Raw genomic sequence first — 25,919 nt, 5'->3', positions numbered from 1 at the left:
ACGTCAGTCTCACTGATGCTCACTCATCAGAACAAAAAACGGCACATGGAGGCCCGATTGGAGACGACGACAAGGCTGCCCGGCGAACCCCGGGCGGACGGCGCCCTGGCGGAACAGGATGCCGTCTTCCGCAAGGTCGGCTGGCGGATCCTGCCGATCCTCATCCTGTCCTACGGCTTGGCCTATCTCGACCGGGTCAACATCAGCTTTGCCAAGCTGCAGATGCAGAGCGACCTCGGCTTCTCGAACGCGGCCTACGGGTTCGGCGCCGGCATCTTCTTTCTCGGCTACGTCCTGCTCGAGGTCCCCAGCAACCTGCTGCTGGCCCGCATCGGCGCGCGCCGCACCCTGAGCCGCATCATGCTCCTGTGGGGCCTGGCGTCGGCGGCCATGGTGTTCGTCCGCAACGAACAGGCTTTCTACATCCTGCGCTTCCTGCTCGGGGTGTTCGAAGCGGGCTTCGGGCCGGGCATGCTCTACTATCTCACCCTGTGGTACGGGCGCAGCCGCCGCGGACAGGTCATGGCGAGCGTCTTGCTGGCCGGCCCGATGGCGGGCATCGTCGGCGGCCCGCTGGCGACCCTCATCATGACCGGGGCCGACGGCAGCCTGGGGCTCTCCGGCTGGCAATGGCTTTTCCTGATGGAAGGGCTGCCGACCGTCCTCGTCGGCATCGTCCTCTTCTTCTGCCTTTGCGACGGTCCGGACAAGGCGCCGTGGCTGAATGCCCGGGAGCGGGCGCTGATCGCAGCCGAGCTGGCGGCGGACGCCGTCGCCGGCCACCAGCACCGGTTCCGCGATGCGCTGCGCACGCCGCGGATCTACGGGCTCGCGCTGTCCTACTTCTGCATGATCGCCGGCCTGTATGCCGTCAGCTTCTGGCTTCCCACGCTGCTGCATGCCGGCGGCGTCGAAGACACCATGACCATCGGGCTGCTGTCGAGCGCACCCTACGTGGTGGCGGTGGTCACCATGGTGCTGGTCGGGCGCCATTCGGACCGCAAGGGCGAGCGCTATCGCTACAGCGTCGGCGCCTGCCTGATCGCCGCGGCGGCTCTGGCGGTCACCGGCAGCACGCTCGGCAACCTGCCGGTTTCGCTCGCCGCCCTGACCGTGGCGACGGCGGCGACCTATGCCGCGTATACGGTGTTCTGGACCATTCCGGCCGAGCTTCTGCGCGGCACGGCCGCGGCCGGCGGCATCGCCCTGATCAACAGCATCGGCCTGCTCGGCGGCTTCCTCAGTCCCACGGTGATCGGCGCGGTGCGCGATGCCACCGGATCGCTCCAGGGCGGGCTGAGCGCCATCGCGGCCGGGCTGGCGCTCGGCGGCCTTCTGCTCCTGGCGTTGCGCCGGTCCGGCGGGCCGGCCGCCGAGGTGTCCGTCGCCGCCGCAGGGAGGCTCGGCAAATGAGCGGCAAGCGCGTCTTCTCCGGTTCGCTCGCGACCGAGACCAACACCTTCGGGCCGATGCCGACCGGCGTGTCGAGCTTTCACGAGCGGGCCTTCTTTCCGGCCAATCAGCACCCCGAGGCCATGCAGATGCACAGCGGGCCGTTGTGGGCCGCACGCCGGGTCGGACCGGAGCATGGCTGGACGCTGCTTGAAGGGCTGGTCGCGGCCGCCGTCCCGAACGGGCTGGTGACCCGGACCGCCTACGAATCCCTCCGCGACGCCCTGCTCGACGATCTGCGGGCGGCCCTTCCCGTCGACATCGTGCTGCTCGGGCTGCACGGCGCGATGGTCGCCGACGGCTATGACGACTGCGAGGGCGACCTTCTCGCCCGCGTCCGCGCCCTGGCCGGACCGGGCGCGGTGATCGGCGCGACGCTCGACCCGCACACGCACCTCAGCGAGGCGATGGTGGCCAACGCCGACCTCCTGATCTGCTGGAAGGAATACCCGCACACCGACATCGCCGAGCGGGCGATGGAACTGGTCGACCGCTGTGCCGCGCTTTCCGACGGGCGCCTGCGGCTGCGCGCCGCCGTCGCCGACACCGGCATGGTCGGCCTGCTCCACACCACCCGCGAGCCGGCCCGCGGCTTCCTCGGCCGCGTGAGGGAGCTGGAGGGCCGGGACGGGATCGTCTCCATCTCCGTCGTCCACGGATTCTCCTGGGGCGACACGCCCGACATGGGGACCAAGCTCCTGGTCTACAGCGACGCCGCACGGGATCCGGACGGCCGCCGCGCCGACGCGCTCGCGCAACGGCTTGCCGCGGACCTGTTCGCCCTGCGCGACTCCCTCGCCGAGCCGCTGCCCGGGATCGACGAGGCGCTCGACCTCGCGCTCGCCACCCCGGGGACGGTGGTCCTGGGTGACGGCAGCGACAATGCCGGGGGCGGGGCCGCGGGCGACGCGACCTTCATCCTGCGGCGCATCCTGCAACGCGGCATCACCGACGTCTGCCTGGGTCCGCTGTGGGATCCGGGGGCGGTGCGGATCGCCATGGATGCCGGCGTCGGCGCGCGCCTGCCCCTGCGCGTCGGTGGCAAGGTCGGCCCGCTCTCCGGCGACCCGGTCGATGGGGTCTGGGAGGTCGGAGCCTGCCGGACGGGAATGGTGATGACGGGGCTCGCCGGCACGCCGGCCAAGCTCGGCGACTGCGTCCTGGTCGCCAGCCAGGGGGTCGAGGTCGTGCTGACCAGTTTCCGGTGCCAGGCCTTCGGCCTTGACCTGTTCACGCAGCTCGGCTGCGATCCCGCCCGGCGCAAGCTCGTGGTCGTGAAGTCGTCGCAGCATTTCCGCGCCGCCTACGCGCCGATCGCCGCGCGCATCATCATGGTGGACGCCCCCGGTGCCGTTCCGTCCGACATCACCGGCCTGCCGTTCCGCAAGATCATGCGCCCGAAATGGCCCTTCGACCCCGTGCCCGCCGAGGCCCGGCGATGAAGGCCGACGTCCTGGTGCTGGGCGCGGGGGTGGTCGGCACCGCCGTCGCCCTGCACCTGCAGATGCGCGGACGGCAGGCGGTGCTCCTCGACCGCCGGGGTGCCGCGGGACGGGAGGCGTCGTTCGGCAATGCCGGGCTGATCCAGCGCGAGGCCGCCTATCCCTACGCCTTCCCGCGCCAGCTCGCCGCCCTGCTGCGCTATGCGGCCAACCGCCAGACCGACGCCCATTACCATGCCCGCGCACTGCCGGCCCTCGCCCCCTTCCTGGCGCGCTATTGGCACCATTCCCATCCGGCACGGCACGTCCGGGCAGCCCGCGCCTATGCCGGACTGATCGGGCAATGCCTGCCCGAGACGCGCCGGCTGGCCGAGCAAGCGGACGCCGCCGCCCTGCTGCGGCCGACCGGCTGGCTCAAGCTGTTCCGGACGGCGCGCCAGCAGGACGCCGAACTGCGGCAGGCCGCCGAGCTGGCGCGCGAGTTCGGGGTGGCGTCCGTTCCCCTCGACTCCGCTGGACTGCGGCTCCTGGAGCCGGACCTCGATCCCGATCTGGCGGGCGCCCTGCACTACACCGACCCGCTGGCGGTGACGGATCCCGGACGTCTCGTCGACTCCTGGCGGACGGCGCTGGAGCGGCTGGGGGGCCGGTTCCTGACGGGAAACGGGCGGACGCTGCGGCCGGCCGCAGCAGGCTGGTCCGTCGACACGAGGGACGGACCCGTCCAGGCGCCGGCGGCCGTCGTCGCGATGGGCGCCTGGTCGGGCGAGGTGGTCGACCCGCTCGGCTACCGCCTGCCGCTCGGGATCAAGCGCGGCTATCACATGCATTACGAACTGGCGAGCGGCGTCACGCTTGGCAGGCCGGTGCTGGACGCGGCGCACGGCTATGTCCTGGCACCGATGGCACGCGGCATCCGCCTGACCACAGGGGCGGAATTCGCCCGTCCGGGCGCCCGGCGCACGCCCGTCCAGCTCGAACGGGCGGAACCGGTCGCCCGCGCCCTGTTCCCGCTCGGCGCCCGCATCGATCCGGAGCCCTGGATGGGCCTGCGCCCCTGCATGCCGGACATGCTCCCCGTCATCGGGCCCGCCCCGCGGCATCCCGGTCTCTGGTTCGCCTTCGGCCATGGGCACCAGGGACTCACGCTCGCCGCCGTCACCGGCCGGATGATCGCGGACATGATCTGCGGCGAGGCCCCCTTTGTGGACGCGGCTCCCTTCCGTGCCGACCGTCCGTCACTCGCCTGAAAGACGACGACGCCCGCCCTCGCTGCCGACGCCGCCCGGTCCGGCGGACCAGCCCCCTCCTTTTACTTGCCGGCCGGCACCGGAAGCCGGTCCTCGTCTCGGCATGTCTTCGCCAGGAATGAAGATCCCAAGATATACGATGATATGCCGATGTGGCAGAACTCGGGCTTATCCAAAGCTTCCGATTGCAATCGGGATGGTGAACCGGTAGAGGATCCTGATCATCCCGCCGAAATCCGCCGTCCGCGATGCACACATCCAGCACCACCGTCACCCGTCGGACCCTCCTGATGCTTCTCGCCGGTGCCCTGACGCTGCTGGGCATCGTCACGATGTCGGGATGGCTGGCGGAAAGCACGCGGCAATATTCCTGGTCGGTCGGGCGGACGACCAACCTGCGGGTTGCCGCCGGCACTCTCCTCAGCCAGTTGCAGGACGCCGAGGTCGGGCAGCGCGGCTATCTGCTCACGGAAGACCGCCAGTATCTCAAACCCTACGAAGCGGCAAGCGTGGCGGTGGACAGGACCATCGCCACGCTGCGCAGACTGGTCGAAGGCAACCCCGAGGAGATCGGCATCGTTGAGCGCCTGACCAGCCTGGCCACCGACAAGCGGGAGGAACTGGCGCAGACGATCGAACTGATGGAGGCCGGGCGCAGGGACGAAGCGCTCGCCATCGTCCGCACCGGTCGCGGCCTCAGGCTGATGGACGAAGCCAGGCGCTCGCTCGGCGACCTGATCACCCCCGCCGACGCCCAGCTCGACACCCAGCTTGCAGCCATGAACAGCCAAGCCAGGCAGTCGCTCTGGGTGGCGAACCTGGGAGGAATGTTCATCCTGCTGGTCGTCGGGGCCGCGGTATGGATCGCGTTGCAGTACACCCGCGACCTCGTGCAGGCGCAGCAGGCGATCCAGGCCCTCAACGATTCCCTGGAGCAGCGCGTTTCGGACCGCACCATGGACCTGCAGCGGGCCAACGACGAGATCCAGCGCTTCGCCTACATCGTCAGCCATGACCTGCGCGCGCCCCTGGTCAACGTGATGGGGTTCACCAGCGAGTTCGAGGCGGGTCTGGCGAGCGTGAGCGCCCACCTCGACCGCCAGCCGGCCGATGGCGACGACGCCATCGCATCGGAAGCGCGCCGGGCGGTGAAGGAGGATCTGCCGGAGGCCATCGCCTTCATCCGCGCCTCCACGACGAAGATGGACCGGCTGATCAACGCCATCCTCGCCCTGTCGCGCCAGGGCAGCCGGACGCTGAACCCCGAACCAGTGTCGATGCAGGTCCTTCTGGAGAACGTGGCCGCCAGCGTCCGCCACCAGGCGAGCGAGCTGGGGTGCGTGATCGACATCGCCGGTCCCCTGCCGCAGATCGTCTCCGACCGCCTCGCCCTGGAGCAGGTGTTCGGCAACCTGGTCGACAACGCGATCAAGTATCTCGATCCGGCGAGGACGGGCCGGATCTCCATCCGCGCCCGGGACGACGGCAGCCGCCTGACCTTCGAGGTCGAGGACAACGGGCGCGGCATCGCGCCGCAGGATCACGAACGCATCTTTGAGCTGTTCCGCCGCTCCGGCGTGCAGGACCGTCCCGGAGAGGGGATCGGGCTGGCCAATGTCCGGGCGCTGGTGCGGCGTCTGCAGGGCGAGGTCGGCGTAGATTCGGTGCCTGGACAGGGTAGCATCTTTCGCATAAGCCTACCCAAAATTCTAACCCTGTCCCCGGAGAACACCGCTCATGACGCATGACCCGCAAGCCGTTTGCATCGTCATGATCGAGGATGACGAGGGGCATGCCCGGCTGATCGAGAAGAACATCCGGCGTGCCGGCGTGACCAACGAGATCGTGCCGTTCACCGACGGCACCAGCGCGCTTGCCTACCTGCTCGGTCCGGACGGAAGCGGGCAGGCGAGCATGGGACGGGCGCTTCTCATTCTGCTGGACCTGAACCTGCCGGACATGACGGGGGTCGACATCCTGGCCAAGGTCAAGGCCACCCCCTACACCAAGCGCTTTCCCGTCGTGGTGCTGACCACCACGGACGACCGCCAGGAAATCCAGCGCTGCTACGACCTGGGGGCCAACGTCTACATCACGAAGCCGGTCAATTACGAGAGCTTCGCCACGGCAATCCGGCAACTGGGCCTGTTCTTCTCCGTCATACAGGTTCCCGGGGCGGAAGCATGACGGACCCGGCTGTCCGCATCCTCTACATCGACGACGACGTTGCCATGGCCCGGCTGGTGCAACGGAAGCTCGAGCGGCGCGGCTACGCCGTGGAGTGTGCCAAGGACGGCCAGGAGGGATTGGCCCGGCTCCAGCAGGGCGGCATCATGGCGGTCGGCCTGGATCACGAAATGCCGGGGGCGACCGGGCTGGACATCCTGCCGGCCCTGCTGTCCCGCGAAAACGCGCCGCCCGTGGTCTACGTCACCGGCGCCGGCGACACGCGGGTGGCCGTCGCGGCGCTGAAGGCCGGGGCGGACGACTACGTCCCCAAGGAGGTCGGCGAGGGATTCTTCGACCTGCTCGTGGCGGCGATCGACCAGGCCCTGGAACGGGCCCAACTGCGCCGGGAACGGGAACGGGCGGAGCAGGAGGTGCGCATCGCGCGCGACCGCGCGGAGATGCTGCTTCGCGAGGTCAACCATCGCGTCGCCAACAGCCTGGCGCTGGTCGCCGCCTTCGTGCAGATGCAGAAGTCCGGCCTGTCCGACACCCGGGCACGCGCCGCGCTGGAGGAGACCCAGGCGCGCATCACCGCGATCGCCGGCATCCACCGGAGCCTCTACACCTCCGGTGACGTGCGCTCCGTCCGGATCGACGCCTACCTCAAGACGCTGCTGACTGAGATGCGCGCCGCCATCGCGTCGGATCGCCCTGATCCCTTCGTGATCGTCGCCGACGCCGTGCCGGTGCCGACCGACAAGGCCATCTCGCTGGCGGTGATCGTGACCGAACTGGTCACCAACGCCTGCAAATACGCCTACCCGCAGGGTCAGGCCGGCAGCATCCGCGTCAGCGCGATTGCAGCCGGGGGGCACCTGTCGGTGAGCGTCGAGGACGACGGGGTCGGTTTTTCCGAGACCGACGCGCCGCAGGGTACCGGCCTCGGCACCCGGATCATCCAGGCGATGGCGACCAGCCTGGGCGCGCTGCTGCAACATGACCGACAGCATGCCGGAACCCGGGTGACGCTGACGATGCCGTTGCAGGCGCCATGACGATGCGGCAGCGGCGTCACGGCGCGCCTCCCTCGACGTCTTCAAGGCCAAGGCCGCGGGGCCGGGATGAGCTGGGCTATCCCGCCGCCCGGGCCAGGATCGCCTCGCTGTCCACGCCGGCCGGCAGCGTGCCGAAGGCTTGTCCCCAGTCGCCGCCCAGCCGGCTCGCGCAGAAGGCGTCGGCGACCGCCGGCGGGCCGTGGCGCAGCAGTTCGGCGGCCTGAAGCGCAAGGGCCAGGCGCTCTACCAGGCGGCGCGCCTGCAGGTCCAGCGACGTGCCGGCGGCCAGCAGCGCGCGCGTATCCGCCATCCAGCGATCCAGCCGTCCGTCGAGGCCGCCCGCCGCCGCCAGTTCGGCCTCGAGGGCGGCCAGCGCCGCCGGTTCGCGCTGCAGGGTGCGCAGCACGTCCAGGCAGATGACGTTGCCCGACCCTTCCCAGATCGCGTTCAGCGGCGCCTCGCGGTAGAGCCTGGGCATGTCGCCCTCCTCGACATACCCATTGCCGCCATGGCACTCCAGCGCCTCGTAGACCAGGGTGGGACAGCGTTTGGTGACCCAGTACTTGCAGACCGCCACCCCCAGCCGGGCGAAGGCGCGGGATGCCGGGTCCGCCGATGCCCGGTCGAAGGCGCGCGCGACCCGCAGCACCAGCGCGGTCGCCGCCTCGCTCTCCAGCGCCATGTCGGCCAGCACCTGCCGCATCAGCGGCTGGTCGATCAGCCGGCGCCCGAAGGCCGACCGGTGGCCAGTGTGGTGCAGGGCACGTCCGACGGCGGCGCGCATCAGCCCGGCGGCGGCCGCACCGCAATCGAGCCGGGTATGGTGGACCATGTCCATGATGGTGGCGGTGCCCGCCCCCTCCCCGCCGACCAGCCAGGCCGAGGTGCCGTCATACTCGATCTCGGCCGAGGCGTTCGACCGGTTGCCCAGCTTGTCCTTCAGCCGCTGGATGCGGAAGACGTTGCGCGTGCCGTCGGGACGCCAGCGCGGCACCAGGAAGCAGGACAGGCCGCGGTCCGTCTGCGCCAGCGTCAGGAAGGCGTCCGACATCGGGGCCGAGCAGAACCATTTGTGGCCGGTCAGCAGGTATTCGCCCCCCTCCCCGCCGCCGTTTCCACCGCCCGCCGGCCGGGCACGCGTGCTGTTTGCCCGCACGTCGGAACCGCCCTGCTTCTCCGTCATCGCCATGCCGATGGTGGCGCCCGCCTTCTCGCCGGCCGGGATGCAGCGGCCGTCGTAGCGGCCGGACAGCAGTCGCGGCAGCCACTCCGCGGCAAGGTCGGGCCGGCGGCGCAGCACCGGCACCGACGCGTAGCTCATGGCGGCCGGGCACAGCACCCCGGCCTCCGCCTGGGTCAGCAGGATGACCATGGCGGCGTGCGCCACATGGCCGCCGGGCCGCTCCGGCATCCAGGCGATCGACTGGACATGGTGCCGCGCCACCAAGTCCATCAGCTCGTGGTAGGCAGGATGGAACTCCACCTCGTCGACACGGCGGCCGTAGCGGTCGAAGGCGCGCAGCGTCGGCGGATGCCGGTTGGCAAGCTCGCCCAGCTCCATCACCCGGGCGCTTCCGGCGAGGGCTCCCAGTGCGGCCGGCAGGTCGCCGGCCCCGGCGCCACCATGGCGCAGGACCGCCTCGCGCAGGGCCGCATCGCCGGCCCAGAGGTCGCGCGGCGCATAGTCAGGCGGCTGGTTGACGACGCTGTGGGTGGCGAGATCGTCGGCGGCGGCGCGATGGACCATGGGCGTAGCCTCCCTGGAACCGGCGCCTGCGGGCGGCGCCCTGTCCCGGACATGAGCGGGCGGCGGCCGCCCGTCAAGCGGCAACCGCCCGTCCGCCCCTTCACCCCGTCCGTTCCGCCCCCACCTCGCCGCCGAGCCCGTCGAACAGCGCCGCCATCGTCATGACGTCGGCACATTTCTGGTCCATGTCGAACAGGTTGGCGTCGTGCGGCGGCAGGGCACGGTCGCCGACGCAGTCGGACAGCACGACCGGCCGGAAGCCGAAGGACATCGCATCGATCACCGAGGCGCGCACGCATCCGCTGGTCGTGGTTCCCGCGACCACCAGCGTCGAGACGCCGCGCTGGGTGAGCCAGGGCGCGAGCCCCGTGCCGAAGAAGGCCGAGGGGACCGTCTTGCGGACGACCAGCTCGCCCTCCCTGGGCGCGAGCTGCGGGACGATCGCGCTTAGCGGGGACTGCTCGGTCAGCTTCAGCAGGCTCGGCACCTTCAGGCTGAAGACGTTGGCGTCGCTGGCGTCGTCGGCGAAGACGATCCGGCTGTGCGCGACCGGCCACCGGCGCGCGCGCGCCTGGGCGAGCAGCCCGGTGGTGGCCTGGATGGCCTCGGCGATGTTTCCGCCGCCGAAGGAGCCGGGGTCGGCGAAGCCGTTCACGAAATCGACGATGAGCAGCCCGAACGGGGCGGTCAGCCCCAGGCGCGTTCCGAACCCCTGCCGGCGGTAGACGGCATCGTCCTCCTCGCGGGATGCAACCGGTGCTGTCATGGTGCCACCTCCTCGGCAACGATCCGGCCGTCGCGCACGACCTCGGCGCCGTCGAGCGCCACCGTGCAGCGGCGCATGGGAATGTCGATATGGCAGGGGGTGTTGCGCGTGCCCCCGACCTCGGTGTTCGGCCCCAGGGAAATCAGAAAGTTCCCGGCGAAGGCGCGGGCATCCATGGCGATGGTCTGCTCCCGGTCGTAGAGAGACAGCGTCGACCAGCGCGCCCGGGGCTGCAGGCCCCAGCCGATGTGCGAGATGGCGTAGCCTTCGGGATCGCCGAAGGAGTCCATGTAGTCGTTGAGCAGGTCGGCGTCGAGGCCGCCGGTGATGGCGGTGACGTAGCCGGCCTCGACGGTCATCTCCACCGGCGCCTGCAGGTAGGACTTCATCGGCAGCAGGATGTCGCCGCGGTCCAGGACGATCCGGCCCTCCGTGGCGCCCTCGTTCGGCCAGGTCAGCGGGAAGCCGCTCGGCCAATGGTCCCAGCGGCCGGGCTCGTCGACGAAGCCGTATTCCCGCACCACCGGATACTGGCCGATCGGGCAGCGCAGGTCGGTGCCCGCCGCCGAGGTGACGCGCATCTCGCGCGCGCCTTCGATGCGGCGGGCGGCGGCCTCCACCCGCTCCCGGTCCTCCGGCGTCGGGACGAGCCGGGCGAGGATTTCCGGCGGCTCGACCGCCAGCAGGATCTTCGTGCCGGATTCCAGGATTTCCTGCTGCTCGGGCGAGAAGAGCAGGAGCATGAGGTCGAGCACGAGGTCGCTCGCCTTCAGCGCCGCCATGGCCGCCGGATTCCCGGTCAGCGGCGTCGTGCCGACATAGGCCAGCGGATCGCGGCTGAGCGATTTCTCGCCGTTGAGCGGCGGCAGGTCGAGCCGGCACACCGTGGCGCCGAGCCCGCGCGCCGCGACCACAGCGGTCCGCAGCGTCTGGGGATTGGTGTCCGGCCCGGTCAGCATGGTGACCGTCTGGCCGGCCTGAAGCCGCGACAGGCTCAGCACCTGCCGCCACGCCTCGATCAGGTCGAAGTCACTGATTGCCATGGCAGCCTTTCCTTATCGATGATCGTGACGGCCGGGCTGCGCCGCGTCCAGGAAGGGGTCGATGGCGGCGAAGAAGCCGCCGAAATCGTCCCACGGGATCATGTGTCCGGCCCCCTCCACCCGCTCCACCCGGAGTGACGGCAGCAGCGTCCGCAGCTCCGCCTCGTCCTCGGGCAGGATGACGCCGGCTTTGCCGGCGACCACCAGCAGCGTCGGGACGTCGAGGTAGGGGACGTCGACATGGATGTCGTCGTCGTGGAAGCCGTGGTAGGTCGCGGTGACAGCCTCCTCGCTGCAGGTGTGCAGCCATTCGGCGCGCAGCCGGAGCTGCTCCTCGCTCCAGCCCGGCAGGAACGGACGCATCGCCTGCCAATCCGCGCCCTGGCGCGCCAGTCGCATGGAATCGATGTACCAGCCGAGCTGCGCCGGGTAGGGCCGCCGTCCGGGACCGCTGACCGGCGGATCGACCAACAGGATCCGCCCGAGGGCGGCATCGGCATGGCGGCGCCTCATGCGGACGGCGACGCGGGCGCCCATCGAGTGGCCGAGCAGCACGTAATCCCGCAGGCCGAGCGTCGCGGCGAAGGCCGCCACGTCGTCGGCCATGGCATCCAGCCCGTAATCCAGCTCCGGCCCGGCTTCGGACAGGCCGCGCCCGCGCACGTCCAGCACATGGACGTCGAAGCGCTCGCCCAGCCGCTCGGCGACGAAGCCCCAGGTCACGGCCGGGCTGGTGATGCCGGGAACGAGGATCAGCGGCGTCCCGGTACCGCCGTAGCGCAGGTAATGCTGGCGGATGCCGTTGGCGTGGACGTTCGCCCCGTAGAGCAGCCGGCGTCCCGTCATGCCGCGTCCTCCATCCCGCGGTCTCCCCCGTAGGCGCCCGACAGCAGGGCGCCGGCGCCCGGGACCACCGGTTCGAGCGACAGCGCCTTCAGCATGGCATAGGTCGTCGCGACCGCCGCGGTGACCACCGGCTTGCCGGTCAGCGCCTCGACCTTGGCGACCGCCGGCAGTGACGGCATCTGCACGCAGGCCGACAGCACGACGGCATCGACATCGGCGGTGCGCATGCCCCGCACGATCCCCGGCAGGTTGGCCGGGTCGTGCCGGGCGACGTCCAGGTTGTTGGGGATCTCCAGCGCCACCCAGTCGACGACCTCCACGCCCTCGGCCTCGATATACTCGACGACCATCCGGGTCAGCGGCTTCATGTAGGGGGCGACCAGCGCGATGCGCTTGGCGCCGATGACGCCGAGCGCGTCGACAAGCGCCCCGGCGCTGGTCACCACCGGGGCCGGCGCACCGTTCTCCTGCGCGCGCGCGGCCAGGCGCCGCTCCGATTGGCGGTGGTAGCCCAGTCCCATCGACATGATGGCGACGAGGCAGGCGTAGCCCAGCACATCGACGCCGGCATCGCTGAGCTCCAGCGCGCAACGGTCGGACTCGGCGTCCATCGCCGCCAGTTCCTCCTTCGTCACGTGGCGCATGCGCATGCGGCTTGAGTGGAAGGTGAAGCGCTCCGGCCGGATGAGCTGGCGCGCGGCGAGCATCGCCGGAATCTCGGTTTCCATGGTGATGTTGGAACTCGGCACGATCTGGCCGATACGGAAGCTGGTCCGCACGTCAATCCCTCTCGGTTTTTCCATCCGCCGGAGACGGACGGCATGTTTGGGGAGCCCGCCATGTCCGGCGGGGTCAAAGGCGGAGGTCGCGGCCGCGCGTCTCCGGCACGAACAGCACGCCGATCACGAAGGCGGCGGCGGTGATGACCACCGGGTACCACAGGCCGTAATACATGTTCCCCGCCGACACGTTCATCGCGCTGACGACGAAGGACAGCATGCCGCCGACCCAGCCGGAGCCGAGGTGGAACGGCAGCGACAGCGAGGTGTAGCGGATGCGTGCCGGGAACAGCTCGACCATGAAGGCGGCCATCGGGCCATAGACCATGGTGAGGCAGAGGATCGGCAGCAGGATGAACAGGAACAGCAGCGGCCGGTTGATGGCGTCCGGATCGGCCCGCTCCGGCCATGCGGCGGCGACCAGCGCCCGGCGGATGCCGTCGCGGTCGAAGCCGGCGAGGGACTGCGTTCCGATGGCCAGCGTTGCGGCGGCGCCGCTTTCCTCGACATGGGTGTAGGCGACGCCGAGGTCGGTCAGGTAGCCCTTGATCCGGTCGCACTCCGTCGCCGGCGCGGCGAACAGGTTGACGTGGCAGTCGCCCGCCCGCAGCACCACGCCGCCGGTCTCCTGGAACCGCGCCAGCGCCGGGTTCGCGGCCTCGGTCAGTCCCTTGAAGATGGGCTGGGTGGTCAGGGCCGCCAGCAGGCAGGCCAGCAGGATGATGCGCTTGCGCCCGATGCGGTCCGACAGCCAGCCGAAGAAGACGTAGCAGGGCGTGGCGATCACCAGGGCGGCGCCGACATACAGGTGCACCACCTCCAGCGGCACGTGGAGCGTCCGGTTCACGAAGAACATCGTGTAGAAATGGCCGGTCCCGAAGATCGCCCCGAGCCCCGCCGCGACGACCAGCAGCAGCAGGACGTTCTTCAGGTTCTTCCAGCGGGTGAAGCTCTCCAGGATGGGGGACTGCGCCGTGGTCTTGCGCTCCTTCATCGCCAGGAAGACCGGCGATTCATGCAGCTTGGTGCGGATGTAGACCGACACGACCAGCATGAGGAAGGACACCAGGAACGGAATGCGCCAGCCCCAGGCGCGGAACTCCTCCTCCGTCATCATCGACTTCAGCAGATAGACGACCAGCAGCGACAGCAGCAGGCCGACCGTCGCCGTGGTCTGGAGCGAACTGGTGTAGAGCCCGCGCCTGGACGCGGGCGAATGCTCGGCGACGTAGGTGACGGCGCCGCCTACCTCGCCGCCCAGCGCCAGCCCCTGCAGAAGCCGCAGCAGCACCAGCAGCACCGTCGCCGCCATGCCGATCTGCTCGTAGGTCGGCAGCAGGCCGACACCGACGGTGGAGATGCCCATCAGCAGGATGGTGACCAGGAAGGTGTATTTGCGGCCGATCCGGTCGCCGAGGCGCCCGAACAGCAGGGCGCCCACCGGGCGGACGAGGAAGCCGGCGCCGAAGGTCGCCAGGCTGGCCAGGAACGCCGCGGTCTCGTTCCCCGCCGGGAAGAAGAAGGCGCCGAAATACACGGCGAGTGCCGCGTAGATGTAGAAATCGTACCACTCCATCAGAGCGCCGAAGGACGATGCGAAGATGACCTTGCGCTCTTCCCGCGTCATCGCGCCGCTGCGTGCGGCGCCGAGTTCGTTTGCGGAGCTTATCGTCACGATAACCCTCCCAGGCTGTGGCGGAGCGCGGCCGGGGCCGCGCGCGGTCGCCATGGCTAGAACCTCACCTGTCGTCTCTTCTTGTGCGTTTGTTGGCGGGGCCGTGCGACGGAACGCATCGCGGCCCCGCGTCCTTTTCGAGCCCGCTCCCGCGGGCCGGCCGTCAGACCGGGTAGACCAGCGCGTTCGGGACGAGCAGGTTGTCGTAGACGCAGCGGCGCTCCTGCAGCTTCAGGACGCCGTCGATCAGGCGGAACCGGTCGATGTAGGTGCCGACCTGGTGGATCGTCGATTCCGGACGGTCGAACAGGGTCTGCAGAACCAGGTAATTGGCGGTCGACTCGACCGTGCCGTCGTCGCCGGCGCGCAGCAGCCGCGCGGTGCCGACGATGTGGCGCAGGTAGCGCGGCGCGAACATCGCCGTCCTTTCGATGGCGAAGGCACGGTCGCGGATCATGCCTGCGCCCTCGCAATAGACCAGCCCGACCGGCAAGCCGGCGTCATGGTTCTCGCGCGAGGTGATCAGGTAGAAGGCGTCGTCGGTGAAGAAGCCGGGCCAGTCCTGCAGGCGCCCCTCATCGAGGGCGCCGGCGTAGGCGGTGTTGAAATCGTCGATCTCCGCACGGAGCAGGAGCTGGTCCGTCCGCGAACCGGAAGCGTTGAAGATGCTGTCCATGGCCGGCTCCTCACACATCCATGACCGACCGCCAATGCCGGTACATCGCCCGGATGGCGGATTCCGAAATCAGCGTGTCGGAGGTCCCGGCCTCCGTCGCCGGGTCTAGCGCCACAAGGTGCCGGCCGTCGGGCACGTTCTTCATGCCGTCCTGCACGTACTTGATGGCCTCGTTGTCCTCCAGGCCGAGGAAGCCGGCCGGCCCCATCAGGTTGCCCTGGCGCAGGCGGTGGCGCAGCATCTCGTCGTCGTCGCCCTCGAAGCCGAACATGGTCCAGTTCATGATGAACTCGTTCGGGCCGGTGGGAACGATCTGGCGGATGCCCAGCGTGTTCATCTCGCGCTGCACGATCATGTTCGGCCACACCGTCATCATGGTGACCGACCAGGGGGAGTCGAACTCCGGCCGGTAATCGACGAAGCGTGGCTCCTCCAGGACCATGCCTTCCTGGTAGGCGCGCATCTCCTTCTTGTTCTCCTGGCTGACGTTCTTCCCGTCGCTCTTGGCCGAGGCCATCACGCCGTGCCGGCCGCTTTCGTCGCACAGCATCAGCGAACGGTTGCCCGCCACCAGCAGGCCGAAGGACACCAGGAACGTGTGCAGCAGCGTGGCGTGGTAGGGGTCCTTCAAGTTCTCGTGATAGAGCTTCCAGTTGCCGGGCAGCGTGTTGCGATAGTAGCCGAGCACCTTCAGCGGACGGCCGTCGAAGGTCGCCTCGAACTCGCCCATGATGTCGGGGCCGAGATAGTCGGCAAGCGGCTCCATGTCCGAAGCGTAGGAGGCGAACACGACGCCGCGGTGCGTGGTGACCGCAAGCTGCGTCAGCCCGTGGTCCTGCGCCCGGAAGTCCTTGGGCATGCCGCCCTTGCCGTCCACCCCGCGCCGGAAGGGCACGCCGACGAGGTTGCCCTTCAGGTCGTAGCTCCACTGGTGGTACGGGCAGACGAACTCCTTGGCGTTGCCGCGCAGCGAGCGGCAGAACTCGGCGGCGCGGTGGGCGCAGCGGTTCTCGAAGACGTTGATGCTGCCGTCCTCGGCGCGGGAGACCACCACCGGCGTCGGGCCGACGTTGGACCGCACATAGTCGCCGGGGTTGGGGATCTCGGCCTCCAGCGCCACGTAGTTCCAGCTACGGCCGTGGAAGATGCGCTCCACCTCGCGGCGGTAGATGGTCTCGTCGGTGTAGACCCAGTCCGGTATGCGGGTCAGCCCCTCCTCGGGCCAGCGGAAGCTCGGCTGTGGTTCAGCCATGGTCTGGGACTCCTCTGCGGGGGCGCCGGATGCGGCGCAGTCCGATGGCGCGCCGGGGCATGCGGATGCGGATGTCGCGGCTGGCAGCGGAACGGCGCCGAGGGACGCGGCGTCGACGGGCGCACCGGATTCGATGCGCGCACGGGCGTCACGGATGGCCTGCGGATCGTCGAAGGCGATGGCCGCCGACAGCGTCCCGCCCTCCAGCAGGTAGAGCACCGAGCCCGCCTCGCCCGCCGTGCCGCGGACGAATACAGTGGCGTCGCGGGACGGCAGCCCGATCATCTGGATGTTGCGGCCGAACTGGTCGGTCCAGAACCAGGGCGTCCGGCCGTAGGTGGTCGCCTGTCCCGCCATGGTCCGTCCGGCGGCGATGGCCTGCTCCTGCGCGTGCTGCCAGGATTCCAGCCGGCAGCGGCGGCCGTTGATCGGGGTGGGATAATGGGCGACGTCGCCGGCGGCGAAGATGGCAGGGTCGGAGGTCCGCCCCTCCCCGTCCACCAGGATGCCGTTGTCCACGGCGAGCCCCGCGTCCCGCGCCAGCTCCAGGTTGGCCTCGGTCCCGATCCCGACCACCACGGCGTCCGCCGCCACCGCCGTGCCGTCCGCGCAGTCCACGCGCAACCCGGCGCCGTCGCGGCGGATGGCGGCGATCTCCACGCCGAAGCGGAAGGCGACGCCGTGCACCTCGGCCAGGGACTGCAGCACCCGGCCAGCGGCCGGCGGCAGCAGCCGCTCCAGGGGGGTGTCGGCGCGCTCCAGCACCGTCGCCTCGGCACCGAGCCTGCGGGCGGCGGAGGCGATCTCCAGCCCGATGAAGCCGGCGCCCACCACGACGATCCGGCGCGCCGCCCTCAGCGCCGCCCCCAGCGCCTCGGCCTCGGCGATGGTGCGCAGATGGTGGACGCCCGGCAGGTCGGCGCCCGGAACGGACAGGCGCCGCGCCCGCGCCCCGGTGGCGATCAGCAGCTTGTCGTAGTTCACGGCCGACCCGTCCGACAGGGACAGCGTCCGGGCAGTCCTGTCGATGGCGGTGACGCGGCAGCCCAGGCGGACGCCGACGCCCAAGCTGGGCAGACGGTCCGCCGGCAGCACGCGGATGGACTCGCGGTCCGCCGTGCCGAGCAGCAGCTCCTTCGACAGCGGCGGCCGTTCATACGGCGCCTCCGCCTCGTCGCCGATGAGCAGGATGGGGCCGGCATGCCCCGCCTGCCGCATCGCCTCGGCGGCGCGGGCGCCGGCCTGGCCGGCCCCGACGATGACCAGACGCTCGCCAGCCTCTGCGGCGGCCCCCGGCTCGCCGGCAGGCTCCTGATGGGGCTCGCCGGCCACCGTGCCGGCGCTGCGTGTCAGATCCACAAAGACAAGGCCGCCCTCCTCCTTCGCAGCGAAGGTCCGCAGGTCCGCACTGGCCGGTGCCGACATCGCCCTGCCGGTGCGGATGTCGAAAAGCGCCTGGTGGAGAGGGCATTCGACGCAGCCGTCCTCGACATAGCCGTCAGACAGGAACGCGAACTGGTGGGTGCAGATGTTGTGGGTCGCATAGACGGCGCCGTCCACCCGGAACAGCGCGACAGGAGTGCCCTCGACGTCGACCCCGAGGGCGCCGGTCTCCTTCACATCGCCCGACGATGCCACTTGAAGCCAGGGCATGGCGGTCGACCTCCTCATTGTTCTGATAATGATCAGTATACCTACATAAAATGCCCCGGCAAGAGGAATGTGATGGTACACTGACTATCTATGAATTTCGTAACCTGCACCCTTCGCTGTCCGTTCCTCCCGGAAAAACGTCGTTCTTATAGGAGGTTGTGCCGCATATTTGGTCGAAGTGCCCGTTTGTCGGGCGCCAAGATGCGGGGTATAGTCTCCTTTGTTGGAGCGGCCGCGAACGACCAGCGACGGGAAGACACGACCGGTTCCATCGGATCGGGCATGCCGCCACCGATACCGGCACGGCACCACAGCCACGACAGGCCCGCCCCTCCAATGCACTGATGCAGAAACGGTACCGGAATGTCCGAACTCAAGAAGAACGCCAGCAAGCGAACCGCTCCCGCCGCCCGGCCGGAGGCGGAGGAATCGCCGATCAACCTGCTGATCGACCACATGCCGCTATGGGCGCGGCCCGGCTATCTCGTGCGGCGCCTGCACCAGATCCACTACGCCCTGTTCCTGGAGGAATGCGCCGAGTTCGACATCACTCCGGTCCAGTACGGGCTGCTGACCTCGCTGGCGGAAAACCCGAACATCGACCAGAACTCGCTGGGCCGCGAACTGGGCATCGACCGCACGAACGTCGCCGACGTGCTGAGCCGGCTCAAGAAGCGCGGCCTGATCGAACGCTGCCGCAGCACCGAAGACAAGCGGATGGTGCTGACCCGCCTCACCCCGGAAGGCGAGCGGATCACGCGCGAGATGTACGGCGCCATGCAGAGGGCGCAGCTTCGCCTGCTGGAGCCGCTGCTGCCCGAGGAGCGCAACGCCTTCCTGACCATGCTGATCCGCCTTGTCGACGGCAACAACCATCTTGGCCGCGCCATCTTCCGGCCCACCTGACCCGTCTGCCCGACACCGCCCCGGCGTCGCGGCCCCTCCGGCCGCGGCACGGCGCGCTCCGCTTCCGTGCCCGCCGATCACCGTCGATCCCTGCCGGCATATATGAGGTTGCACAGAGCAAAACCTCTTTCCCCTGGGACGCTGCCATCTTCCGGATCCGCCCAAATATGGCGTCCACCACGATGCCTCTTCCCGCCGCGCCCTGGGAAACGCTGCTGAATGCCGACCGGTGTCGTCAGAAAAACGTCTTCAAAAGGCGTTGACGGGGGTGCGACAATTAGTCAGTATACCATCATGTTTGGCGCTGGATGTGGACCTCCATGACCAGTGCCGGACCGAAGGCGCACACGGCATCGCTCCTGGAAGAGGGACACGTGACTGCGGCAAGACGGACACCCATACATCGCAAACGTGCAACAGGCGGCCGCCGGCGCCGCCCTGCCCGGCTGCGCGCATGGTTCCTCCGGCCCTTCCGTCCATGGCGTGAACTCCCTCTCCGACGAACCGGCATCGGCTGACGGCATCCATCGACGGGACCGGCCGCGGCCCGCCGCTCTGCACCGCCACGGCCCGGCATCATGGCGCCGGACGGCGGCGCCGCATGCGCCAATCCAAGAAATCAAAAAGAACGACACCGACGAACAAACGACAGGGACGAGGTAGAGACATGAAACGTCGCGCTTTCCTCACCGCCACGGCGGTGTCCGGCCTCGCCGTCGGCACCGTCAGCGCCCCCGCCCTGGCCCAGGGCACGCCGCAGGTCCGCTGGCGCATGGCCACCAGTTGGCCGAAGAGCCTCGACACCATCCATGGCTCGGCGGAAGCGATGTGCCAGCGCATCGCCCAGCTCACCGACGGCAAGTTCGAGATCCGGCCCTTCGCCAGCGGTGAACTCGTTCCCGCCGGCCAAGTCCTGGACGCCGTCCAGAACAACACCGTCGAATGCGGCCATACGCTGGCCTCCTTCTACATCGGCAAGAACACCGCCTACGGCATCGACGGCGGCCTTCCCTTCGGCCTGAACGCGCGCCAGCACGCGGCTTGGCTGCACTATGGCGGTGGCATGGATGCGCTGCGCGAATTCTATGGACGCAACGGGCTGGTCAACTTCCTGGTCGGCAACGTCGGCGTCCAGATGGGCGGCTGGTACCGCAAGGAGATCAAGAGCGTCGAGGACTTGAACGGCCTGAAGTTCCGCGTCGGCGGCTTCGGCGGGCTGGTGATGACCAAGCTCGGCGTGGTGCCGCAACAGATCGCCGCTTCCGACATCTACACCGGCCTGGAGAAGGGCACCATCGACGCGGCGGAATGGATCGGCCCCTACGACGACGAGAAGCTCGGCTTCGCCAAGGTGGCGAAATACTACTACACGCCGGGATGGTGGGAAGGATCGGCGGCCATCACCGGCCTCGTCAGCACCACCGCCTGGAACAACCTGCCGGACCCGTTCAAAGTCGCCTTCGAGACGGCCGCCAACGAGCAGGCACTGCTCATGCAGGCGAAGTACGACGCGAAGAACCCCGAGGCGCTGCGCCGCCTCGTCGGCATGGGTGTCCAGCTCCGCGCCTTCCCGCGCCCCGTCATGGATGCCTGCTACAAGGCGAGCATGGAAGTCCTGAAGGAGAACGTCGACAGCAACCCGGATTTCGCCAGGATCTACGACTCCTGGAAGGCCTTCAACGACTCGTCCAACTCGTGGTTCGCGCTGGCCGAACACCAGCTCGACTCGTACCGCTACACGGCGCAACGTAAGGGCTAGCCGCCGCTCTGGAGACGTCCATCCGCGTCCGGCCTGTTCCCGCTGCGACCTCGCCGCGAAGGCGAAGGAAGGGTGGCGGGAGGCGTGCCGGGCGCCGATGGCCGGATTTCCGGAGCGGCCACGAAGAAGAGACGGCTGAGAAAAAAGCCAGCGGCAGCCGGGATGCAATCACGATGGGGATCGAAGGGTCATGAGCCACACCGGTATCGGCGCGCGCGTGCGCCGGAAGGAGGATGCCCGCCACCTGATCGGGCGCGGGCGCTTCGTCGGCGACATCAGGATGCCGGGCCTGCGGGACGTCGCCTTCCTGCGCAGCACCTACGCCCACGCGCGCATCGTCGCGATCACCAGACCGGCGGGTTCTGAAGGGTCGGTCTACACGGTCGACGACCTTGCCGGGCTGAGCCCGATCGTGACGCGCTCCACCATCCCCGGCTACAAGGAGTCGACGCACTGGCCGCTGGCATCGGGCAAGGTCCGCTTCGTCGGCGAGCCGGTCGTCATGGCGGTGGCGGCGAGCCGCGCCGAGGCTGAGGATCTGTGCGACGCCGTGCAGGTCGAGTTCGACCCGCTGCCGGTGATCGCCAGCAGCGAGGCCGGGCGGGCGCCCGATGCGCCGCGCGTCCATGAGGAGTGGCCCGACAACCTGTTCCTGGAAAGCGGCTTCGACAGCGGCGTCGACGAGGTGGCGCGCACCGCCCCCGTCAAGGTCACGCGCGAGTACCGCACCGCCCGGCAGTGCATGCACCCGATGGAAGGCAAGGGCGTGCTCGCCTACTGGGACTACCAGGCGTCCCAGCTCGTCGTGGTGACCTCCACCCAGGTTCCGCACATGATCCGCACCGGGCTCGCAGAATGCCTGGGGCTGGACCAGTCGCGCATCCGCGTGGCGCCGCCGGACGTCGGCGGCGGTTTCGGCTACAAATGCGTGCTGCAGCCGGAAGAGGTGCTGATCGCCTGGCTGGCGCTGACCCGCAAGACGCCGTTCCGCTGGGTCGAGGACCGGCGCGAGCACCTGACCGCCGGCGCCAACACCCGCCAGCATCAGTACCGCGTCACCGCCTATGCCGACGAGCGGGGCCGCCTCCTCGGCCTTGATGCCGAGGTGATGGTCGACACCGGCGCCTATTCGGTCTGGCCCTTCACCGCCTGCCTGGAGCCCTCCCAGATCGCCGGCAACCTGCCCGGCCCCTACGACTTCCAGGCCTACCGCTGCAAGACCTACACCGTGGCGACCAACAAGCCGGCCTTCACGCCCTACCGCGGCGTGGCGCGGACCGGCGTCTGCTTCGCCATGGAGCTGACCATCGACGCCATCGCCCGCGCCGTCGGGCGGGAGCCGGTGGACGTGCGCGCCGAGAACCTGGTCACCGCCGGGCAGATGCCCTTCACCAACGTCACCCGCAAGCATTTCGACAGCGGCGACTACCCGGCGTCGCTGCAGCGGGCGCGCGAGATGATCGGGATGGAGGCGGTGCGCGCCCGCCAGGGGTCGGGGGAGCCCGACGGCCGGCACATCGGCCTGGGCTTCGCCACCTACACCGAGCAGTCCGCGCACGGGACGACGGTCTTCAGCTCATGGGGACTGTCGGTCATCCCGGGCTACGATCAGGCGAGCGTCAAGATCACGCCGGACGGCGGCGTCGAGGTGCGCGCCGGCATCCACACCATCGGCCAGGGGCTGGAGACGACGCTGGCGCAGGTCGCCAGCGAGATCCTGACCATCCCCATCGAGCGGATCACCGTGACCCTGGGAGACACCGCGACCACCCCCTATTCCACCGGCGCCTACGCCTCGCGCGGGATCGTCATGTCCGGCGGCGCCACCTCCAAGGCGGCGCAGACGGTGGCGGGGCAGGTCCGGCGCATCGCCGCGCACCTGATGAAATGCGCGCCGGAGGAGGTCGAGCTGAGAGATGGCCGAATCTTCGCCGGCAACCGCAGCATCGCCTTCGCCGATGTCGGCTTCGCCTGGTACATGCGGCCCGACCTGCTGCCGACCGACGTGGACAGCCGCGGGCTGGAGGCCACGGAGGCCTACAAGCCCGCCGTCGACTCCGGCGTCTTCTCCTACGCCACCCATGCCGCCGTCGTGGCGGTGGATCCGGAGACCGGCATGGTGGAGATCCTCGACTACGTGATCGTGGAGGATTGCGGACGCCGCGTGAACCCGATGATCGTCGAGGGACAGGCCTATGGCGGCACCGCGCAGGGCATCGGCACCGCCCTGTTCGAGGAGAGCCCCTACGACGACCTCGGCCAGCCGCTCGCCTCGACGCTTCTCGACTATCTGCTGCCGGGTCCGACCGAGCTTCCATCGATCCGCATGGACCATTTCGAGACGCTGTCGCCCTACTCCGCGCACGGCGTCAAGGGGGTTGGCGAAGGGGGCGCCATCGCGCCGCCGGCCGCCATCGTCAACGCCATCAACGACGCCCTGGCGCCGCTCGGCGCGGAACTGACCGAAGTCCCGGCCACGCCGGAACGCATCCTGGCCGCCATCCTGGCGGCGAGGGGCCGGAGGTCGGCCGGGCAGGAGAATGCAGCATGAAGGCCCCCGTCTTCGACTATCACCGCGCCAGCAGCGTGCAGGACGCTCTGGCCGCCCTGGCGGACGGCCGCGGCGATGCCAAGGCGATGGCCGGCGGCTGCTCCCTAGGGCCGATGCTGAACCTGCGGCTGGCCCGTCCGGCCCGGGTCGTCGATTTGCGCCATGTGCCCGAACTGCGCCGGGTCGAGGAGACGGAGGACCGCCTCGTCATCGGCGCCCTGTGGACCCATGCCGAGATCGAGGACGGCGCCCTGCCCGACATCACCAATGGCTTCCTGCCGTCCGTGGCGCACGGCATCGCCTACCGCGCCGTCCGCAACCGCGGCACCATCGGCGGCAGCGTCGCCCACGCCGACCCCGCGGCGGACTGGATCACCACCCTGCTGACCCTCGACGCGCGGCTGTTGATCCATGCCCCCGACGGCGAGCGGCAGGCGTCGATCGACACCTTCATGCTCGGCGGCTACAGCACCGAACTCGGCGACGACGAGTTGCTGAGCGGCTTCATCCTGCCGAAGCTGTCCGGCCGGGGCCGCTGGGCCTACCACAAGATCTGCCGCAAGACCGGCGAGTTCGCCAAGGCGATCGGTGCCGTCCTGCATGATCCGGACCGCGGCTTGGTCCGCGTGGTCTGCGGCGCCATCGAACGCACGCCCATCCTGCTGGAAGAGACCTCAGCCGCGCTCGGCCGGTCCAGTCCGGAGGCCGCCGCAGATCTTGCCCCAGTCCTCAAGGGCGTCCTCAAGGACGAGATCGACCGGCGCCTTGCCGACCACGACGCCGTCTTCCGCCAGATGCACCACACGGCCGTAAGCCGTGCGCTTGCCGAATTGGGGTCGAAATGAACAGGGTTTCCGTCACCATCGCCGTCAACGGCCAACCCTTCACCGCCAGCATCGAGCCGCGCCAGCACTTGGCCGACTTCCTGCGCGAAACGGTCGGGCTGACCGGCACACACCTGGGCTGCGAGCAGGGCGTGTGCGGTGCCTGCACCGTCGAGATCGACGGCCGGCCGCAGCGGTCCTGCATCGCTTTCGCCGCGGCCTGCGACGGATCCAGCGTCCGCACCGTCGAAGGGTTCGACGACGACCCGACCATGCAGGAACTGCGCGAAGCCTTCTCGACGCATCACGGCCTGCAATGCGGCTTCTGCACGCCGGGCATGCTGATCACCTCGCGCGACATCGTCCGGCGCTGCGGCGAGACCGACGAACGCACGATCCGCGAGGAGCTGAGCGGCAATCTCTGCCGCTGCACCGGCTACATGGGCATCGTCGCCGCAGTCGGCAGCGTGTGCCGGGGCAAGGCGCCGCAGGTCAAGGCCCCGCCGGCCGCAACCCCCGTCCGGGCAGCGGCGGTCCACCTGCCCGAGCCGGCGATGGCCGCCACCGCGCCGCGGTCCGCCGCGCGCCCGTCCGCGGCACCCGCACCCGCGGCGGCGGCATTCGGCGCATCCGCCGCGACGACGGCCGGCGATGGCGCCGGCTGGACGGCCATCGACCAGTCCATCACCGTGGCCGCCACGCCGGACGCGGTGTGGGAGGCGCTGGGCGATGTCCGCCGCGTCGCCTCCTGCCTGCCCGGGGCGGAGGTGGAGACGCTGGAGGGCGAGGCGCTCACCGGCCGCATGAGCGTGCGCTTCGGCCCGATCAAGGCGCGCTTCGCCGGCGAGGGCACGGTCCGGCGCGACGAGCCGGCGCGCACCGGCCGGGTGACGGGCGCCGGGCGCGACAGCGGCAGCGGCTCCCAGGCCGCCGGCGAGGTCGTCTACCGCGTCGCCGCGGCCGAACGGCCGGACAGCACGACGGTGGCGGTAACCATCCGCTACAGGCTGACCGGAACGCTGGCGCAATTCTCGCGCGGCGCCCTGGTCCAGGACTTCGTCCGCCGCATGGCCGAGACCTTCGCCGCCAACCTGTCGGCCTCGCTGGCACCCGGCGCAGACGGCATTCCGCCTCAGGCCGTGAAACCGGCCGAGATGAACGTGCTGGCGATGCTGGTATCGGTGGTCGCCGGCCGCATCAGGCGGCTGTTCGCCGGTCGATAGGCGAAAGCCCAACGCTCCTCCGCGGCCCTCCGCGAGGCGTCCGACGCGCACCCCGGCGGGGCGCGAACGCTCCCGGCCGGCCGCACCCCTCACACGCTCCAACAGGAGACCCCGGAAGGTGCACGCAGCCCTGTCCCTGTCGCGCGCCATCGACCGTCTCAACGACGGCATCGGCAAGCTCGTCTACTGGCTGGTCCTGGCCGCGGTCGTGGTCAGTTCGGTCAATGCGGTGGTCCGCTACAGCCTCAACACCAGTTCGAACGCCTGGCTCGAACTGCAATGGTACCTGTTCGCCGCGATCTTCCTGCTGTGCTCGGGTTACACGCTGCTGCGCAACGAACACATCCGCATCGACATCGTGGTCGGCCGCTTCTCCAGACGCACCCAGGCGGCGGTCGACGTCTTCGGGATCCTCTTCTTCCTGTTCCCGATGTCGATCCTGATCATGTGCCTGGCCTGGCCGATGTTCCACGACAGCTACGTTACCCACGAGATGTCGAGCGATGCCGGCGGGCTGGTGCGCTGGCCGGCCAAGCTGCTGGTCCCCGTCGGCTTCTTCCTGCTCACCGTGCAGGGGCTGTCGGAGCTGATCAAGCGCGTCGCCTTCCTTGCCGGGGTCACCGACGAACCCGGCAGCGCGACGCACAGCCACTCCTGACGCATCGGAACCCGACCATGGCAGACGTGCTTACCGCCAACCTGGCGCCGCTCATGTTCCTGGCGCTGATCGTCTTCCTCCTGCTGGGCTTCCCGGTCGCCTTCGCGCTGGCCGCCAACGGTCTGGCGTTCGGCCTGATCGGCATCGAGCTGGGCCTGCTGACCCCGGCGCTGTTGCAGGCGCTGCCGGAACG

General features: G+C 69.7%; 20 protein-coding genes. 12 read left to right on the top strand and 8 right to left on the bottom strand.

Annotated elements, in window-relative coordinates; all coding sequences use genetic code 11:
- The first annotated feature begins 57 nt into the window (after positions 1 to 57).
- From J2850_RS30415 to J2850_RS30390, 6 genes are all read left to right on the top strand, one after another.
- Complete coding sequence (locus J2850_RS30415; RefSeq protein ID WP_209990983.1) at positions 58 to 1,413, top strand: MFS transporter; 1,356 nt, start codon at positions 58 to 60, stop codon at positions 1,411 to 1,413.
- On the top strand, positions 1,410 to 2,894 hold the full coding sequence (locus tag J2850_RS30410; RefSeq protein ID WP_209990981.1) for a M81 family metallopeptidase: 1,485 nt from the start codon (positions 1,410 to 1,412) through the stop codon (positions 2,892 to 2,894). The genes J2850_RS30415 and J2850_RS30410 overlap by 4 nt, the downstream gene beginning before the upstream one ends.
- Positions 2,891 to 4,144 carry an NAD(P)/FAD-dependent oxidoreductase gene (locus J2850_RS30405; RefSeq protein ID WP_209990979.1) on the top strand — a complete coding sequence of 418 codons (1,254 nt, stop codon included), beginning with the start codon at positions 2,891 to 2,893 and terminating at the stop codon, positions 4,142 to 4,144. The genes J2850_RS30410 and J2850_RS30405 overlap by 4 nt, the downstream gene beginning before the upstream one ends.
- A gap of 290 nt (positions 4,145 to 4,434) precedes the next feature.
- Entirely contained in the window at positions 4,435 to 5,892 is a 1,458-nt protein-coding gene (locus J2850_RS30400; RefSeq protein WP_246513767.1) for a sensor histidine kinase, read from the top strand.
- Positions 5,882 to 6,331, top strand: coding sequence for a response regulator (locus J2850_RS30395; protein WP_209990975.1), 450 nt, complete (start codon positions 5,882 to 5,884; stop codon positions 6,329 to 6,331). The genes J2850_RS30400 and J2850_RS30395 overlap by 11 nt, the downstream gene beginning before the upstream one ends.
- Positions 6,328 to 7,368, top strand: a complete 1,041-nt coding sequence (locus tag J2850_RS30390; protein WP_209990972.1) for a response regulator — start codon at positions 6,328 to 6,330, stop codon at positions 7,366 to 7,368. The genes J2850_RS30395 and J2850_RS30390 overlap by 4 nt, the downstream gene beginning before the upstream one ends.
- 76 nt (positions 7,369 to 7,444) lie before the next feature.
- Here J2850_RS30390 and J2850_RS30385 read toward each other — a convergent pair whose 3' ends face one another.
- From J2850_RS30385 to J2850_RS30350, 8 genes are all read right to left on the bottom strand, one after another.
- Positions 7,445 to 9,115: an acyl-CoA dehydrogenase family protein gene (locus tag J2850_RS30385; protein WP_209990970.1), complete on the bottom strand. Its 1,671-nt coding sequence runs from the start codon at positions 9,113 to 9,115 to the stop codon at positions 7,445 to 7,447.
- Positions 9,116 to 9,215: 100 nt separating this feature from the next.
- On the bottom strand, positions 9,216 to 9,881 hold the full coding sequence (locus J2850_RS30380; RefSeq protein ID WP_209990968.1) for an isochorismatase family protein: 666 nt from the start codon (positions 9,879 to 9,881) through the stop codon (positions 9,216 to 9,218).
- Positions 9,878 to 10,924, bottom strand: a complete 1,047-nt coding sequence (locus J2850_RS30375; RefSeq protein WP_209990966.1) for a 2,5-dihydroxypyridine 5,6-dioxygenase NicX family protein — start codon at positions 10,922 to 10,924, stop codon at positions 9,878 to 9,880. Before J2850_RS30375 ends, J2850_RS30380 begins: the two co-directional genes overlap by 4 nt.
- A 12-nt stretch (positions 10,925 to 10,936) precedes the next feature.
- Complete coding sequence (locus tag J2850_RS30370; RefSeq protein WP_209990965.1) at positions 10,937 to 11,770, bottom strand: alpha/beta fold hydrolase; 834 nt, start codon at positions 11,768 to 11,770, stop codon at positions 10,937 to 10,939.
- The gene (locus J2850_RS30365) at positions 11,767 to 12,549 is read right to left on the bottom strand and encodes a maleate cis-trans isomerase family protein (protein WP_465251379.1); all 783 of its coding nucleotides are present in this window, start codon (positions 12,547 to 12,549) and stop codon (positions 11,767 to 11,769) included. Before J2850_RS30365 ends, J2850_RS30370 begins: the two co-directional genes overlap by 4 nt.
- Positions 12,550 to 12,622: 73 nt before the next feature.
- Entirely contained in the window at positions 12,623 to 14,224 is a 1,602-nt protein-coding gene (locus tag J2850_RS30360) for an MFS transporter (protein ID WP_307354607.1), read from the bottom strand.
- 163 nt (positions 14,225 to 14,387) lie between these two features.
- A complete protein-coding gene (locus tag J2850_RS30355) occupies positions 14,388 to 14,900 on the bottom strand; it encodes an aromatic-ring-hydroxylating dioxygenase subunit beta (RefSeq protein ID WP_209990962.1) in 513 nt (170 codons plus the stop codon).
- 10 nt (positions 14,901 to 14,910) lie between these two features.
- A complete protein-coding gene (locus J2850_RS30350; protein ID WP_209990960.1) occupies positions 14,911 to 17,805 on the bottom strand; it encodes an FAD-dependent oxidoreductase in 2,895 nt (964 codons plus the stop codon).
- 363 nt (positions 17,806 to 18,168) lie between these two features.
- On the opposite strand from J2850_RS30350, the gene J2850_RS30345 reads away from it, so the two are divergent.
- The 6 genes from J2850_RS30345 (at position 18,169) to J2850_RS30320 (ending at position 25,726) form a co-directional block, all read left to right on the top strand.
- A complete protein-coding gene (locus J2850_RS30345) occupies positions 18,169 to 18,711 on the top strand; it encodes a MarR family winged helix-turn-helix transcriptional regulator (protein ID WP_209990957.1) in 543 nt (180 codons plus the stop codon).
- Between the two features lie 667 nt (positions 18,712 to 19,378).
- Positions 19,379 to 20,470 (top strand): TRAP transporter substrate-binding protein, encoded by a 1,092-nt coding sequence (locus J2850_RS30340; protein ID WP_209990955.1) that lies wholly within the window; start codon positions 19,379 to 19,381, stop codon positions 20,468 to 20,470.
- Positions 20,471 to 20,660: 190 nt separating this feature from the next.
- Positions 20,661 to 23,021 carry a xanthine dehydrogenase family protein molybdopterin-binding subunit gene (locus J2850_RS30335; RefSeq protein ID WP_211114067.1) on the top strand — a complete coding sequence of 787 codons (2,361 nt, stop codon included), beginning with the start codon at positions 20,661 to 20,663 and terminating at the stop codon, positions 23,019 to 23,021.
- Complete coding sequence (locus J2850_RS30330) at positions 23,018 to 23,866, top strand: FAD binding domain-containing protein (RefSeq protein WP_209990953.1); 849 nt, start codon at positions 23,018 to 23,020, stop codon at positions 23,864 to 23,866. The genes J2850_RS30335 and J2850_RS30330 overlap by 4 nt, the downstream gene beginning before the upstream one ends.
- Positions 23,863 to 25,068 carry a xanthine dehydrogenase family Fe-S subunit gene (locus J2850_RS30325; RefSeq protein ID WP_209990951.1) on the top strand — a complete coding sequence of 402 codons (1,206 nt, stop codon included), beginning with the start codon at positions 23,863 to 23,865 and terminating at the stop codon, positions 25,066 to 25,068. Before J2850_RS30330 ends, J2850_RS30325 begins: the two co-directional genes overlap by 4 nt.
- A gap of 118 nt (positions 25,069 to 25,186) precedes the next feature.
- Positions 25,187 to 25,726, top strand: coding sequence for a TRAP transporter small permease subunit (locus J2850_RS30320; RefSeq protein ID WP_209990949.1), 540 nt, complete (start codon positions 25,187 to 25,189; stop codon positions 25,724 to 25,726).
- Positions 25,727 to 25,919: the final 193 nt, after the last annotated feature.

The sequence above is a fragment of the Azospirillum picis genome, from assembly GCF_017876115.1.
Lineage (GTDB): Bacteria > Pseudomonadota > Alphaproteobacteria > Azospirillales > Azospirillaceae > Azospirillum > Azospirillum picis.
This window is presented reverse-complemented; position numbering and strand designations above follow the sequence as displayed.

Bases quoted from the DNA above. Each gene is read 5' to 3' on its own strand.
- J2850_RS30410 (WP_209990981.1), top strand. From the start codon at position 1,410: ATGAGCGGCAAGCGCGTCTTCTCCGGTTCGCTCGCGACCGAGACCAAC.
- J2850_RS30405 (WP_209990979.1), top strand. From the start codon at position 2,891: ATGAAGGCCGACGTCCTGGTGCTGGGCGCGGGGGTGGTCGGCACCGCC.
- J2850_RS30400 (WP_246513767.1), top strand. From the start codon at position 4,435: ATGCTTCTCGCCGGTGCCCTGACGCTGCTGGGCATCGTCACGATGTCG.
- J2850_RS30395 (WP_209990975.1), top strand. From the start codon at position 5,882: ATGACGCATGACCCGCAAGCCGTTTGCATCGTCATGATCGAGGATGAC.
- J2850_RS30390 (WP_209990972.1), top strand. From the start codon at position 6,328: ATGACGGACCCGGCTGTCCGCATCCTCTACATCGACGACGACGTTGCC.
- J2850_RS30385 (WP_209990970.1), bottom strand. From the start codon at position 9,115: ATGGTCCATCGCGCCGCCGCCGACGATCTCGCCACCCACAGCGTCGTC.
- J2850_RS30380 (WP_209990968.1), bottom strand. From the start codon at position 9,881: ATGACAGCACCGGTTGCATCCCGCGAGGAGGACGATGCCGTCTACCGC.
- J2850_RS30375 (WP_209990966.1), bottom strand. From the start codon at position 10,924: ATGGCAATCAGTGACTTCGACCTGATCGAGGCGTGGCGGCAGGTGCTG.
- J2850_RS30370 (WP_209990965.1), bottom strand. From the start codon at position 11,770: ATGACGGGACGCCGGCTGCTCTACGGGGCGAACGTCCACGCCAACGGC.
- J2850_RS30355 (WP_209990962.1), bottom strand. From the start codon at position 14,900: ATGGACAGCATCTTCAACGCTTCCGGTTCGCGGACGGACCAGCTCCTG.
- J2850_RS30350 (WP_209990960.1), bottom strand. From the start codon at position 17,805: ATGCCCTGGCTTCAAGTGGCATCGTCGGGCGATGTGAAGGAGACCGGC.
- J2850_RS30345 (WP_209990957.1), top strand. From the start codon at position 18,169: ATGTCCGAACTCAAGAAGAACGCCAGCAAGCGAACCGCTCCCGCCGCC.
- J2850_RS30340 (WP_209990955.1), top strand. From the start codon at position 19,379: ATGAAACGTCGCGCTTTCCTCACCGCCACGGCGGTGTCCGGCCTCGCC.
- J2850_RS30335 (WP_211114067.1), top strand. From the start codon at position 20,661: ATGAGCCACACCGGTATCGGCGCGCGCGTGCGCCGGAAGGAGGATGCC.
- J2850_RS30330 (WP_209990953.1), top strand. From the start codon at position 23,018: ATGAAGGCCCCCGTCTTCGACTATCACCGCGCCAGCAGCGTGCAGGAC.
- J2850_RS30325 (WP_209990951.1), top strand. From the start codon at position 23,863: ATGAACAGGGTTTCCGTCACCATCGCCGTCAACGGCCAACCCTTCACC.